This window comes from Burkholderia sp. YHN3-13 (genome assembly GCF_055810675.1).
Window position 1 is genome coordinate 88947 of the sequence record NZ_JBVVNQ010000017.1, and the last position, 14377, is coordinate 103323.

Annotated in this window: 12 protein-coding genes; 9 read left to right on the forward strand and 3 right to left on the reverse strand. The window is 69.0% G+C overall.

Annotation, left to right across the window (positions count from 1 at the left end; translation table 11 throughout):
* Nucleotides 1–63: 63 nt before the first annotated feature.
* The 3 genes from purD to upp all read right to left on the reverse strand — a co-directional run bounded on the left by purD (nt 64) and on the right by upp (nt 3046).
* Nucleotides 64–1344: a phosphoribosylamine--glycine ligase gene (purD, locus tag AC0KUR_RS29435; protein ID WP_034190767.1), complete on the reverse strand. Its 1281-nt coding sequence runs from the start codon at nt 1342–1344 to the stop codon at nt 64–66.
* 105 nt (nt 1345–1449) lie between these two features.
* Nucleotides 1450–2178, reverse strand: coding sequence for a YebC/PmpR family DNA-binding transcriptional regulator (locus AC0KUR_RS29440; protein WP_034190768.1), 729 nt, complete (start codon nt 2176–2178; stop codon nt 1450–1452).
* Nucleotides 2179–2395: 217 nt separating this feature from the next.
* Complete coding sequence (gene upp / locus AC0KUR_RS29445; protein WP_006478229.1) at nt 2396–3046, reverse strand: uracil phosphoribosyltransferase; 651 nt, start codon at nt 3044–3046, stop codon at nt 2396–2398.
* Between the two features lie 207 nt (nt 3047–3253).
* On the opposite strand from upp, the gene AC0KUR_RS29450 reads away from it, so the two are divergent.
* The 9 genes from AC0KUR_RS29450 (at nt 3254) to kdpE (ending at nt 14254) form a co-directional block, all read left to right on the forward strand.
* Complete coding sequence (locus AC0KUR_RS29450; RefSeq protein WP_034190769.1) at nt 3254–4033, forward strand: SDR family oxidoreductase; 780 nt, start codon at nt 3254–3256, stop codon at nt 4031–4033.
* Between the two features lie 56 nt (nt 4034–4089).
* Nucleotides 4090–4482, forward strand: coding sequence for a methylglyoxal synthase (locus tag AC0KUR_RS29455; RefSeq protein WP_034190770.1), 393 nt, complete (start codon nt 4090–4092; stop codon nt 4480–4482).
* A gap of 177 nt (nt 4483–4659) precedes the next feature.
* Nucleotides 4660–5634 carry a quinone oxidoreductase family protein gene (locus tag AC0KUR_RS29460; RefSeq protein WP_034190771.1) on the forward strand — a complete coding sequence of 325 codons (975 nt, stop codon included), beginning with the start codon at nt 4660–4662 and terminating at the stop codon, nt 5632–5634.
* A 300-nt stretch (nt 5635–5934) separates the two neighbouring features.
* The gene (gene kdpF / locus AC0KUR_RS29465) at nt 5935–6027 is read left to right on the forward strand and encodes a K(+)-transporting ATPase subunit F (protein WP_006752209.1); all 93 of its coding nucleotides are present in this window, start codon (nt 5935–5937) and stop codon (nt 6025–6027) included.
* On the forward strand, nt 6024–7829 hold the full coding sequence (gene kdpA / locus AC0KUR_RS29470) for a potassium-transporting ATPase subunit KdpA (protein ID WP_049036779.1): 1806 nt from the start codon (nt 6024–6026) through the stop codon (nt 7827–7829). The genes kdpF and kdpA overlap by 4 nt, the downstream gene beginning before the upstream one ends.
* A 46-nt stretch (nt 7830–7875) precedes the next feature.
* A complete protein-coding gene (gene kdpB / locus AC0KUR_RS29475) occupies nt 7876–9960 on the forward strand; it encodes a potassium-transporting ATPase subunit KdpB (protein ID WP_034190773.1) in 2085 nt (694 codons plus the stop codon).
* Between the two features lie 25 nt (nt 9961–9985).
* The gene (gene kdpC, locus AC0KUR_RS29480) at nt 9986–10567 is read left to right on the forward strand and encodes a potassium-transporting ATPase subunit KdpC (RefSeq protein ID WP_049036776.1); all 582 of its coding nucleotides are present in this window, start codon (nt 9986–9988) and stop codon (nt 10565–10567) included.
* A gap of 152 nt (nt 10568–10719) precedes the next feature.
* A complete protein-coding gene (locus tag AC0KUR_RS29485; RefSeq protein ID WP_069705565.1) occupies nt 10720–13563 on the forward strand; it encodes a DUF4118 domain-containing protein in 2844 nt (947 codons plus the stop codon).
* Complete coding sequence (gene kdpE, locus AC0KUR_RS29490; RefSeq protein ID WP_034190776.1) at nt 13556–14254, forward strand: two-component system response regulator KdpE; 699 nt, start codon at nt 13556–13558, stop codon at nt 14252–14254. The genes AC0KUR_RS29485 and kdpE overlap by 8 nt, the downstream gene beginning before the upstream one ends.
* The last annotated feature ends 123 nt before the right edge of the window (nt 14255–14377 follow it).

A 14377-nucleotide genomic window follows, 5' to 3' on the forward strand; every position in this document is an offset into this window, starting at 1 on the left:
GCATTCTATCGAACCCCGGCAGAGGAGCCGCCGCCGCGCGGGGGCGGGGCGGCGATTGCGACGTCACGCGCTCTTGCGGTTGAGCGCGCGGAAGCCGATGTCGCGGCGGTACTGCATGCCTTCGAAATTGATCTGGTTGATCGTGTCGTACGCATGCTGCTGCGCTTCGCGCACGGAATCGGCAAGGCCGACCACGCACAGCACGCGGCCGCCGGACGTCACGAGCTTGTCGCCGTCGCCGAGCGTGGTGCCCGCATGGAACGTCACGGCCTGCTCGGTTTCGGCCGGGATCCCGTTGATGCGGTCGCCCTTGCGCGGCGCGTCCGGATAACCGTGCGCGGCCAGCACGACGCCGAGCGCGGTGCGACGGTCCCAGTCGAGCTCGACCGTGTCGAGCGTGCCCGCGATCGCCTGCTCGACGACCTTCGAGAAATCGCTCTTCAGGCGCGCCATGATCGGCTGCGTTTCCGGGTCGCCCATCCGGCAGTTGAACTCGAGCGTGCGCGGATTGCCGTCCTTGTCGATCATCAGGCCCGCGTACAGGAAGCCCGTGAAGCGGATGCCGTCCTTCTCCATCCCGCGCACGGTCGGCATGATGATCTCGCGCATCACGCGTGCGTGCATCTGCGGCGTGACGATCGGCGCGGGCGAATACGCGCCCATGCCGCCGGTGTTCGGGCCGCGGTCTTCGTCGAGCAGGCGCTTGTGGTCCTGGCTCGAAGCCAGCGCCAGCGCGTGCTTGCCGTCGACCATCACGATGAAGCTCGCTTCCTCGCCGTCGAGGAATTCCTCGATCACGACGCGCGCGCCGGCATCGCCGAGCTTGTTGCCCGACAGCATCATGTCGACGGCTGCGTGCGCTTCTTCCAGCGTCATCGCGACCACGACGCCCTTGCCGGCCGCGAGGCCGTCGGCCTTCACGACGATCGGCGCGCCCTTCGCGTCGATGTACGCGTGGGCGGCGGCCGCGTCGGCGAAGGTTTCGTAGTCGGCCGTCGGGATGCCGTGGCGCTTCATGAACGCCTTCGCGAAATCCTTCGAGCTTTCGAGCTGCGCGGCTTCGCGGGTCGGGCCGAAGACCTTCAGGCCGCGTGCGCGGAACAGGTTGACGATGCCGGCCGCGAGCGGTGCTTCCGGCCCGACGAGCGTGAACGCGACGCCTTCGCTTTCCGCGAAATCGGCGAGTGCGTCGAGCGACGTGATATCGACGTTCTTCAGACGCTCGTCCTGTGCCGTGCCGCCATTGCCGGGCGCGACGTAGACCATCTGGACGCGCGGCGACTGCGCGAGCTTCCACGCCAGCGCATGTTCGCGGCCGCCGGAACCGACGACGAGTAGTTTCATGGGATTCCCCGCAGACTAGAAAACAGGGCGGCCGGCACGCTCAGGCGCGCCGGCCGCGGAATCGGTCGGGCCGCCGCCCGCGACAGGCGAGCGGCGGCCGGCATCTCATTCCTCGACGATGACGGCGTTCGTGTACACGTCCTGCACGTCGTCGAGGTTCTCGAGCGCGTCCAGGAGCTTCTGCATCTTCGCCGCGTCGTCGCCGGTGAATTCGACTTCGTTCTGCGGCTTCATCGTCACTTCGGCGAGTTCGGCCTTGAAGCCGCCGGCTTCGAGCGCGTCCTTCACCTTCGAGAATTCCTGCCAGTCGCACAGCACTTCGATCGAGCCGTCGTCGTTCGTGTTCACGTCGTTCGCGCCGGCTTCGAGCGCGGCTTCCATCAGCGCGTCTTCCGACGTGCCGGGCGCGAACAGGAACTGGCCGACGTGATCGAACATGAACGCGACCGAGCCGTCGGTGCCCATGTTGCCGCCGAACTTCGAGAAGGCGTGGCGAACTTCCGCGACCGTACGCGTGCGGTTGTCGGTCAGCGTGTCGACGATGATCGCCGCGCCGCTGATGCCGTAGCCTTCGTAACGGATCTCTTCGTAGTTCGCGCCGTCCGCGCCGCCGACGCCGCGATCGATCGCGCGCTTGACGTTGTCCTTCGGCATGTTCGCGTCGGCCGCCTTGTCGACCGCGAGGCGCAGGCGCGGGTTCGAGTTGACGTCGCCGCCGCCGAGGCGCGCCGCGACCTGGATTTCCTTGATCAGGCGGGTCCAGATCTTGCCGCGCTTCGCGTCGGCCGCTGCCTTCTTATGCTTGATGTTGGCCCATTTCGAATGACCAGCCATACCTTTCTCCGTGCCCGGGCGCGCGGCGCGGGCGATTGTTTCAGTGTGTCGTTGAGTCGGCGGCCGTGTCGGCGGGCATGAAGCCGCGGGGCCGCGCGTATCGAGTGGATCGTGATTTTATCACGCGGCGACCGCCGGTTCGGGGCCGCCGCGCCTGGCCGAACGGCCGGGCAGGCCGTCGCGGACCGGACCGCGCGCCGCGCGGCCGTGCGGGCACTCAGTTCTTGGTGCCGAACAGGCGGTCGCCCGCGTCGCCGAGGCCCGGCACGATGTACGCGTGCTCGTTCAGGTGCGAATCGAGCGACGCGACGAACAGCTTCACGTCCGGGTGCGCGTCCTGGAACACCTGGACGCCCTCGGGCGCGGCGACCAGCGCGACGAACATGATGTTCGCGGCCGGCACGTTGCGGCGCTTGAGCACGTCGACCGCATGCACGGCCGAATAGCCGGTCGCGACCATCGGGTCGCACAGGATGAAGATGCGGTCTTCGAGGTCCGGCAGGCGCACCAGGTATTCGACCGGGCGGTGGTCCTCGGCGCGATACACGCCGATGTGGCCGACGCGTGCGGACGGCACCAGGTCGAGCAGGCCGTCCGACATCCCGATGCCCGCGCGCAGCACGGGCACGATCGCGAGTTTCTTGCCCGCGATCACGGGCGCGTCGACGGCCACCAGCGGGGTTTCGACCCGTTTGGTCGTGATCGGCAGGTTGCGGGTGATCTCGTAGCCCATCAGCAGCGTGATCTCGCGCAGCAGTTCGCGGAACGTGCGCGTGGACGTGTCCTTGTCGCGCATGTGCGTGAGCTTGTGCTGGATCAGCGGGTGATCGGTGATGAAGAGGTTCGGGAAACGGCTGTCCTGTTTCATGACGGAGGCGCCTTGGCGGCAAAAGGGGATCGGGGCGGCGGCGGGCGAACGCCGGCCGCCGCTTATGGCCGCAATTTTACCAAGGCGCGCCGCATGATCCGGATATTATCGACGTCTCACGACAATCCGCGCGCCGCGCCCGCCCGTTCGCCCGTCCACCGGCGCGGCGGGGCCGTCCCGGCGCGCGTCGCCACCAGGGAGTCGACGATGGATCTCGGTATCGAAGGAAAGACCGCGCTCGTATGCGCGGCGAGCAAGGGGCTCGGTCGCGGCTGCGCGGAAGCGCTGGCCGCCGAGGGCGTGAACCTCGTGATCGTCGCGCGCACGCGCGACACGCTGGAGGAAACCGCGGAGGAGATCCGCGCGGCGTCGAACGTGTCGATCACCCCGGTCGCGTGCGACATCACGACGCCGGAAGGCCGCGCGGCCGCGCTCGCCGCGTGCCCGCAACCGGACATTCTCGTGAACAATGCCGGCGGCCCGCCGCCCGGCGATTTCCGCGACTTCTCGCACGACGACTGGATCCGCGCGCTCGAGTCGAACATGCTGACGCCGATCGAGCTGATCCGCGCGACCCTCGACGGGATGATCGCGCGCCGCTTCGGCCGGATCGTCAACATCACCAGTTCCGCCGTGAAGGCGCCGATCGACGTGCTCGCGCTGTCGAACGGCGCGCGCTCGGGGCTGACCGGCTTCGTCGCGGGGCTGTCGCGCAAGGTCGCGGGCCAGGGCGTGACGATCAACAACCTGCTGCCGGGGCTGTTCGACACCGACCGGATCGCGACCACGCTCGCCGCCTCGGCGCGGGCGCAGGGCGTGACGGTCGACGACCTGCGCGCGCGGCGCACGAAGGACATCCCGGCCGGCCGCCTCGGCACGCGCGCCGAATTCGGCGCGGCATGCGCATTCCTGTGCAGCGTGCATGCCGGCTACATCACCGGGCAGAACTGGCTGCTCGACGGCGGCGCGTATCCGGGCACGTTCTGACGCGCGGCTTTTCGATTCACGATCACGACAACAACCGGACGACGAAGGAACTGGAGATGAGCAAACCCCGCATCGCATTGATTGCGCACGACGCGAAGAAGGACGAGATCGTCGCGCTCGCGGGCGAATACCGCGCGACGCTCGCGCAATGCCGGCTGGTCGGGACGGGCACGACGGGCGGCCGCATCGCGGCCGCGCACGGGCTCGAGGTCGAGCGCAAGCTGTCGGGCCCGCTCGGCGGCGACCTGCAGATCGGCGCGGAACTGGCCGAGGGCCGCGTCGACATCGTCGTGTTCCTGCGCGACCCGATGACCGCGCAGCCGCACGATCCCGACATCACCGCGCTCGTGCGCGCGTGCGACGTGCACGACGTGCCGGTCGCGACCAACGTCGCCACCGCGCGGATGCTGCTCGACGACCTGGCGCGCACCATGCAGGACGTGTGCTAGGCGTGGGCCGCGCCCGATTGCCCCTGCCGACGGCAGGGCCATGCACGCACGGCGGCAACGCGCGAGAATCGTGCGTCTCGATGCGCACCCGCAGCCCGGTTCCTGGATGAACCGGCCGGCCCGCGCATCGGCGACCCGGATTTTTTCCTGACCGATAGACAGACGAGGAGCGAAACGATGCCGAAAGCAATCCGATACGACCAGCCGGGCGGCCCGGAGGTGATGAAGTGGGTCGATGTCGAGGTCGGCGAGCCGCAGGCGGGCGAAGTCCGCATCCGGCAGCACGCGGTCGGGCTCAACTACATCGACGTGTATTTCCGCACCGGCCTTTATCCGCAACCGCTGCCCGGCGGCCTCGGGATGGAGGCGGCGGGCGAGGTGACGGCCGTCGGCGACGGCGTGACCGCGTTCAAGGTCGGCGACCGCGTGGCGTATGTCGGGCAGCCGCCCGGCGCGTATGCGCAGGAGCGCGTGATGCCGGTCGGGCGGCTCGTGAAGCTGCCGGACGGCATCAGCTACGACGATGCGGCATCGGTGATGCTGCAGGGCCTGACCGCGCACTACCTGCTGCGTCGCACGTACCCGGTGAAGGCCGGCGACACGATCCTGATCCACGCGGCGGCCGGCGGCGTCGGCCTGCTCGTGTGCCAGTGGGCGAAGGCGCTCGGCGCGACCGTGATCGGGACGGTCGGTTCCGACGAAAAGGCCGCGCTCGCGAAGGCGCACGGCTGCGATCACCCGATCGTCTACACGCGCGAGAACTTCACGCAGCGCGTGAAGGAGATCACGCACGGCGCGGGCGTGCCGGTCGTCTACGATTCGATCGGCAAGGACACCTACATCGGCTCGCTCGACTGCCTAGCGCCGCTCGGTTATTTCGTCAGCTTCGGCAACGCGTCGGGCCCGCTGCCGCCGATCGATTCGAAGGAGTTCTCGTCGCGCGGGTCGCTGTTCTTCACGCGGCCGACGCTGTTCTCGTACATCGCGAAGCGCGCCGATCTCGAATCCGCGGCCGCCGAGCTGTTCGACGTGATCCTGTCGGGCAAGGTGAAGACCAGCATCAACCAGCGTTATCCGCTCGCGGAAGTCGGCCGCGCGCATGCCGAGCTCGAAGCGCGCAAGACCACCGGCTCGACGATCCTCGTTCCCTGACCCGATTCTCCGTGCCGGCGCCGCGCCGGCACGCGCCCTCGCGGGCGGCGCCCCGGCGCCGCCCGTCCCGCCTTCCGGTTCGCCTCGTCCGCGTGTTTACACGTTTTTTATATCCGCCCCGATACCTTTGACCCGTCCTTTACGTGCGTTCCCATAAGGTTCTAGTCGTCTGATTTCGACGACGGAGAACACAAAAATGGATGGGGTTTTCATCGGCGCTCTGGTGCTCTTCACCACGCTGATCCTCGGCTTGGTTGCCGGTTGCGACAAGCTCGTGCAATACGGTCGCGGGGGGCGGGCATGACCTGGATGCTTTGGCTGGCGGGCGCCTCCACGGCCCTGCTGTTCGCGTATCTCGTCTTTGCGCTGCTGCGCGCGGAGGATATCGAATGAACGCGAACAACCTGTTGCAGACGCTGCTGTTCATCGTCGTGCTGCTCGCGGCGGCCGTGCCGGTCGCGCGCTACCTGAGCGCGGTGATGGACGGCAGCTCGCGCGTCGTGCGCGTGTTCGGGCCGCTCGAACGCGCGCTGTACCGCATTGCCGGCGTCGATGCCGGCAGCGAGATGAACTGGAAACAGTACGCGATCGCGACGATCGCGTTCAACGCGCTCGGCGCGCTGTTCCTCTACGGCCTGTTGCGCCTGCAGGGCTTCCTGCCCGGCAACCCGCAGCAATTCGGCGCGATGACGGTCGACGGCGCGTTCAACACGGCCGTCAGCTTCGTCACCAACACGAACTGGCAGGACTACACGCCCGAGCAGACCGTCAGCTACCTGACGCAGATGCTCGGCCTGACCGTGCAGAACTTCCTGTCGGCGGCGACCGGCATCGTCGTCGTGATCGCGCTGATCCGCGGCTTCGCACGTCACACCGCGCAGACGATCGGCAACTTCTGGGTCGACCTGACGCGCGTGACGATGTACGTGCTCGTGCCGATGTCGGTCGTGATCGCCGCGCTGCTGATGAGCCAGGGCGTGATCCAGAACATGAAGGCCTACCAGGACGTGCCGGTGCTGCAGACGAGCACCTACGCGGCGCCGAAGCTCGACGCGCAGGGCAATCCGGTGAAGGACGACAAGGGGAATGCGGTCACGGTGCCGACGCCGCTGACCAGGCAGACGCTCGCGATGGGGCCGGTCGCGTCGCAGGAAGCGATCAAGATGCTCGGCACCAACGGCGGCGGATTCTTCAACGCGAACTCCGCCCATCCGTACGAGAACCCGACGCCGTTCGCGAACTTCATCCAGATCTTCGCGATCCTGATCATTCCGGCCGCGCTGTGTCTCGTGTTCGGCCGCATGATCGGCGACCGCCGGCAGGGCATCGCGGTGCTCGCGGCGATGACGGTCGCATTCGTGATCGCGATCGGTGTCGAGGTGAATGCCGAGCAGGGCGGCAACCCGACGCTCGCCGCGCTGCACGTCGATCAGTCGGCAAGCGCGCTGCAGCCGGGCGGCAACATGGAAGGCAAGGAAACGCGCTTCGGCATCGCGCAGACCGGCATCTTCACGGTCGCGACGACGGCCGCGTCGTGCGGCGCGGTCGACACGATGCACGATTCGCTGACGCCGCTCGGCGGCCTCGTGCCGATGCTGCTGATGCAGCTGGGCGAGGTGGTCTACGGCGGGGTCGGTTCGGGCCTCTACGGGATGCTCGTGTTCGCGCTGCTCGCGGTGTTCGTCGCGGGCCTGATGATCGGCCGCACGCCGGAGTACGTCGGCAAGAAGATCGAGGCGTACGAGATGAAGATGGTGTCGATCGTCGTATTGCTCACGCCGCTGCTCGTGCTGGTCGGCACGTCGATCGCCGTGCTCGCCGATGCGGGCAAGGCCGGCATCGCGAATCCCGGCCCGCACGGCTTCTCGGAAATCCTGTACGCGTTCAGCTCGGCCGCGAACAACAACGGCAGCGCGTTCGCGGGCCTGACGGTCGGCACGCCGTTCTACAACTGGATGACCGCGATCGCGATGTGGTTCGGTCGCTTCGGCACGATCGTGCCGGTGCTGGCGATCGCCGGTTCGCTCGCCGCGAAGAAGCGCATCGCGGTGACGAGCGGCACGCTGCCGACGCACGGTCCGCTGTTCGTCGTGCTGCTGCTGGGCACCGTGCTGCTGGTGGGCGCGCTGACCTACGTGCCGGCGCTCGCGCTCGGCCCGGGCGTCGAGCACCTGATGATGTGGCTGGGCGCATGACGCGCGGCGACACGTTGAAAAGACTGAAGAGATTGAAGAGATCGCAATGACTCAACATTCCGCAACACGGTCCATGTTCGACCCGGCGCTGCTGCGCCCGGCGATCGTGGACTCGTTCAAGAAACTCACGCCGCGCACGCAGTTCCGCAACCCGGTGATGTTCTGCGTGTACGTCGGCAGCATCCTGACCACGATCCTGTGGATCGCGGCGCTCGCCGGTCAGGCCGAGGCGCCCGCGGGCTTCATCCTCGCGATCGCGCTGTGGCTGTGGTTCACCGTGCTGTTCGCGAACTTCGCCGAGGCGCTCGCCGAAGGGCGCTCGAAGGCGCAGGCCGCGTCGCTGCGCAGCGCGAAGAAGGACGTGATGGCGAAGAAGCTCAACGAGCCGCATCCGAAGTCGCCGATCCGCGTCACGACCGCGTCGGATCTGCGTAAGGGCGACGTCGTGCTGGTCGAGGCCGGCGACGTGATCCCGGCCGACGGCGAGGTCGTCGACGGCGTCGCGTCGGTCGACGAATCGGCGATCACCGGCGAATCCGCGCCGGTGATCCGCGAATCGGGCGGCGACTTCTCGTCGGTGACGGGCGGCACGCGCGTGCTGTCCGACTGGATCGTCGTCAAGGTCACCGCGAACCCGGGCGAGGCGTTCCTCGACCGGATGATCGCGATGGTCGAAGGCGCGAAGCGCAAGAAGACGCCGAACGAGATCGCGCTGACGATCCTGCTGGTCGCGCTGACGATCGTGATGCTGCTCGCCACGGCGACGCTGCTGCCGTTCTCGATGTTCTCGGTCGATGCGATGAAGGCCGGCCACGTGGTGACGATCACCGCGCTCGTCGCGCTGCTCGTGTGCCTGATCCCGACGACGATCGGCGGCTTGCTGTCCGCGATCGGCGTGGCGGGGATGAGCCGGATGATGCAGGCGAACGTGATCGCGACGTCGGGCCGCGCGGTGGAAGCGGCCGGCGACGTCGACGTGCTGCTGCTCGACAAGACCGGCACGATCACGCTCGGCAACCGCCAGGCGTCGACGTTCGTGCCGGCACCGGGCGTGACCGAGGAAGCGCTGGCCGACGCCGCGCAACTGTCGTCGCTCGCCGACGAAACGCCGGAAGGCCGCAGCATCGTCGTGCTCGCGAAGGAGCGCTTCAACATCCGCCAGCGCGACATGGCGCAATTGCACGCGACGTTCCTCGGCTTTTCCGCGCAGACGCGGATGAGCGGCGTCGACCTGCCGGGCCGCGAGATCCGCAAGGGCGCGGCCGACGCGATCCGCCGCTACGTCGAGACGCATGGCAGCCGCTTCCCGGAAGACGTGCGCCGCGCGGTGGACGACGTCGCGCGCCGCGGCAGCACGCCGCTCGTCGTGGCCGACCTGCACGAAGGGGCGGCGCGCGTGCTCGGCGTGATCGAGCTGAAGGACATCGTGAAGGGCGGCATCAAGGAGCGCTTCGCGGAGCTGCGCAAGATGGGCATCAAGACCGTGATGGTGACGGGCGACAACCGGCTGACGGCCGCGGCGATCGCGGCGGAAGCGGGCGTCGACGACTTCCTCGCGGAAGCGACGCCGGAAACCAAGCTCGCGACGATCCGCGAGCACCAGGCCGCCGGGCGGCTCGTCGCGATGACGGGCGACGGCACGAACGACGCGCCGGCGCTCGCGCAGGCCGACGTGGCCGTCGCGATGAATACGGGCACGCAGGCCGCGAAGGAAGCCGGCAACATGGTCGACCTCGACTCGAACCCGACGAAGCTGATCGAGATCGTCGAGATCGGCAAGCAGATGCTGATGACGCGCGGCTCGCTGACGACGTTCTCGATCGCGAACGACATCGCGAAGTACTTCGCGATCATCCCGGCCGCGTTCGTGACGACCTACCCGCAATTGCGCGTGCTCGACATCATGCACCTGACGTCGCCGGCGTCCGCGATCCTGTCGGCGGTGATCTTCAACGCGCTGATCATCGTCGCGCTGATCCCGCTCGCGCTGAAGGGCGTCACGTACCGGCCGCTCGGCGCCGCGTCGCTGCTGCGCCGCAACCTGCTGGTCTACGGTCTCGGCGGCGTGCTGCTGCCGTTCCCGTTCATCAAGCTGATCGACATGACGCTCGCCGCACTCGGCTGGGCCTGAGCCGGCCGTCCTTGAAGGAAACATCATGAAAACGTTGATTCGCCCGCTCGTCGTGCTCTTTGTGGTCCTGACCGCCGTGACGGGCCTGGCCTACCCGGCCGTGATGACCGTGTTCGGCCAGGCCGTGTTCCCGTCGCAGGCGAACGGCAGCCTGATCGAGAAGAACGGCCAGGCGGTCGGCTCCGCGCTGATCGGCCAGTCGTTCGATGCGCCGAAGTATTTCTGGGGCCGGCTGTCGGCCACCGCGCCGATGCCGTACAACGCGACCGGCTCCGGCGGCTCGAACCTCGGCCCGCTGAATCCGTCGCTCGCCGACCAGGTGAAGGGGCGCATCGCCGCGCTGCGCGACGCCGGGACCGACATGTCGAAGCCCGTGCCGGTCGACCTCGTGACGGCGTCGGCGAGCGGTCTCGATCCGGAGATCACGCCGGCTGCGGCCGCATACCAGGTCGAACGCGTTGCAAAGGCGCGCAACCTGACGCCGGACGCGGTCGCGCAGCTGGTCGCCGCGAACACGACGGGCCGCCAGTTCGGCGTGCTCGGCGAGCCGCGCGTGAACGTGCTGAAGCTGAACCTCGCGCTCGACGCGGCGCAGGCCGCGCACTGATTCGGGTACCCGACGACCGGCGTCCGGCGCGGCATGACCCGCGCCGGACGCATTCATTCCCGACGGCGCATGCGCCGTCTTTGCCTTTTGCGGCGATTTGGCACAACAATGCTCGTACTCGCGCGCATCCGGGCGCTCCGCTTTCCTGACGCATGAACCGTCCCGATCCAGACCAACTCCTCGACAAGCTGCAGCGAGACGAAGAAAAGCAGCGGCGCGGCCAGCTCAAGATCTTCTTCGGCGCGTCGGCCGGTGTCGGCAAGACCTACGCGATGCTGCAGGCCGCGCGCCAGCGCCTGCAGGAAGGCGTCGACGTCGTCGTCGGCATCGTCGAGACCCACGGCCGTGGCGAGACCGCCGCGCTGCTCGACGGCCTCGACGTATTGCCGCTCGCGCGCATCGACTATCGCGGCCGCACGCTCGCCGAATTCGACCTCGACGGTGCGCTCGCCCGCCAGCCGCAACTGATCCTCGTCGACGAACTCGCGCATTCGAACGTGCAGGGCGCGCGGCACCTGAAGCGCTGGCAGGACGTCTACGAACTGCTCGACGCGGGCATCGACGTCTATACGACCGTCAACGTCCAGCATCTCGAAAGCCTGAACGACGTGGTCGGCGCGATCACCGGCATCCGCGTGTGGGAGACCGTGCCCGACCGCGTGTTCGACGCGGCCGACGAGGTCACGCTCGTCGATCTGCCGGCCGAGGAGCTGCTCGAGCGGATGCGCGACGGCAAGGTCTATCTCGCGCAGCAGGCCGAGCGCGCGGTGCGCAACTTCTTCCGCAAGGGCAACCTGATCGCGCTGCGTGAACTCGCGCTGCGCCGCACGGCCGATCGGGTCGACGCGCAGATGCGCGAATACCGCGCCGACCGTTCGATCCAGCGCATCTGGCAGGCGCGCGAGCGGCTGCTCGTGTGCGTCGGGCCGGGCGCCGAAGCGCCGACGCTCGTGCGCGCGGCCGCGCGGCTCGCCGCGAGCCTGAAGGCCGACTGGCTTGCCGTGTACGTGGAGACGCCGCGCCTGCAGCGGCTGCCCGACGCGCGGCGGCAGCGCACGCTCGATGCGCTGAAGCTCGCCTCCGAGCTCGGCGCGGAAACGGCCACGCTCGCGGGCGCCGACGCGGTGGCCGCGCTGATCGGCTATGCGAAGGTGCGCAACGTGTCGAAGATCGTCGCGGGCGGCTCGCCGAAGGCCGGGCTCTTGCGCCGCCTCGCGCGGCCGTTCGGCGAGCAGCTCGCCGAACGCGCGGGCGACGTCGACCTGATGCTGATCCGCGCGTCCACGAGCGACGAGGCGCGCGCCGCGCCGCTCGACGCGCGGGCGCGCGACTGGCGCGATGCGTTCGCGCAGTTCGGCACGCACCGTTCGCCGCCGCGCCACTACGTCTATGCGGCCGCGATCTGCACGGCGATCACGGTCGTCGCGAGCCTCGTGTCCGAGCGGCTCGACCTGACGAACCTCGTGATGCTGTACCTGCTCGGCGTCGTGTTCTCGGCCGTGCGGCTCGGGCGCGGCCCGGGCGTGCTGCAGTCGTTCCTGTCGGTGGCCGCGTTCGATTACTTCTTCGTGCCGCCGCGCATGTCGTTCTCGGTCAGCGACACGCAATACCTGCTGACCTTCTTCGGGATGCTGCTGACGTCGCTCGTGATCAGCCACCTGACGTCGACGCTGACGCGCCAGGCGAGTGTCGCGCAGCGCCGCGAGCGCCGCACCGGCGCGATCTACGCGATGGCGCGCGAGCTCGGCGCGGCGCTCACCACCGAGCAGATCGTCGAGATCGGCAGCCGCCACGTGGGCGAGGTGTTCCGCGCCCGCGTCGCGTTCCTGCTGCCCGACAGCGCGGACAAGGTGCGGCAGAAGATCGAGGAGCCGGACGCCGCCGTCACGCTGACGGGTGCCGACCTCGACAGCGACGTCGGCCAGTGGGTGTACGACCAGCAGAAGCCGGCCGGCCGCGGCACCGACACCTTGCCCGCGACGGCCGCGCTGTACCTGCCGCTGAAGGCGCCGATGCGCACGCGCGGCGTGCTGGCGGTCGCGTCGCGCGAGCCGCGCGAGCTCGAGGTGCCCGAGCAGCAGCGGATGCTCGACGCGTTCGCCGCGCAGATCGCGCTCGCGCTCGAGCGCGTGCACTACGTCGAGATCGCGCGCGACGCGCTCGTCAACATGGAGTCCGAGCGGCTGCGCAACTCGCTGCTGTCCGCGATCTCGCACGACCTGCGCACGCCGCTGACGACGATCGTCGGCTTCTCGTCGATGCTCGCGAACGGGCGCGCGGCCGCGCAGGGCGGCGACGCGGCGGCGGCCGAGCGGTTCGCGCAGCGCGAGGGCGAGCTGGTCGACGCGATCCACGACGAGGCGCTGCGCATGACGGGCATCGTCACGAACCTGCTCGACATGGCGCGGCTGCAGGCCGGCAGCCTGCAGCTCAAGCGCCAATGGTCGCTGCTCGAGGAGACCGTCGGCGCCGCGCTCGCCGCGTGCAAGCGCGTGCTCGCGCGTCATCCCGCGCGCGTCGCGCTGCCGGCCGACCTGCCGCTGCTGCAGATGGACGCGGTGCTGATGGAGCGCCTGTTCACCAACCTGTTCGAGAACGCCGCGAAGTACACGCCGCCCGATACGTCGATCGAGATCGGCGCGGAGCGCGTGACCGACGACGGGCTGCCGTTCGTGCGCGTGCATGTCGACGATCACGGCCCGGGCTTGCCGGCCGGGATGGAAACGCGCATCTTCGACAAGTTCACGCGCGGCGAGAAGGAGTCGGCGACGCCGGGCATCGGGCTCGGTCTCGCGATCTGCCGGGCGATCGTCGAGGCGCACGGCGGTAAAATCGGCGCGCTCAACCGCACCGCGCCCGACGGCCACGTGACGGGCGCGCGCTTCTGGTTCACGTTGCCGGTCGAGACGCCGCCGGCCGCGCCCGCCGTGCCCGACGACGAATCCGACCTGCCGGGCGCCTCGTCCCCATCCGAGTCATTGCCAGACCATGAGTGAACCCAGCCTGACCGTCGTCCTGATCGAGGACGAAAAGCAGATCCGCCGTTTCGTGCGCGCCGCGCTCGAGGAGGAGGACATCGCGGTGTTCGAGGCCGAGACCGGCAAGCAGGGGTTGATCGACGCGGCCACGCGCAAGCCCGACCTCGTGATCGTCGACCTCGGCCTGCCCGACACCGACGGCCTCGACGTGATCCGCGAACTGCGCGGCTGGTCCGAGGTGCCGGTGATCGTGCTGTCCGCGCGCACGCAGGAAGAGGAGAAGGTCGCCGCGCTCGACGCGGGCGCCGACGACTACCTGACCAAGCCGTTCGGCGTGTCCGAGCTGCGCGCGCGGATCCGCGCGCAACTGCGCCGGCGCAACCAGGGCGGCGCGAACGAGTCGCCGAAGGTGAGCTTCGGCACCGTGACCGTCGATCTCGCGCTGCGCCAGGTGTGGCGCGACGGCGAGATCGTGCACCTGACGCCGCTCGAATACCGGCTGCTCGCGACGCTCGTGCGGCACGCGGGGCGTGTGCTCACGCACCGCCAGCTGCTGCGCGACGTGTGGGGGCCGTCGCACGTCGAAAGCCATCACTACCTGCGCATCTACATGGCGCACCTGCGGCAGAAGCTCGAACTCGACCCCGCGCAGCCCGAGTACATCGTCACCGAGACGGGCGTCGGCTACCGGCTCGTCGGCGCCGCGTGACGGCGCGGCGAGGGCGCTGGCGGCATCCCCGCGCCGGACGTCGCGCGCCGGCAGGGTTGCGCCGGCGCGACAATCTCGCGCCGCGCGCCGGCCTCGCACACCGTCCGCTCATTCCCCGTTATC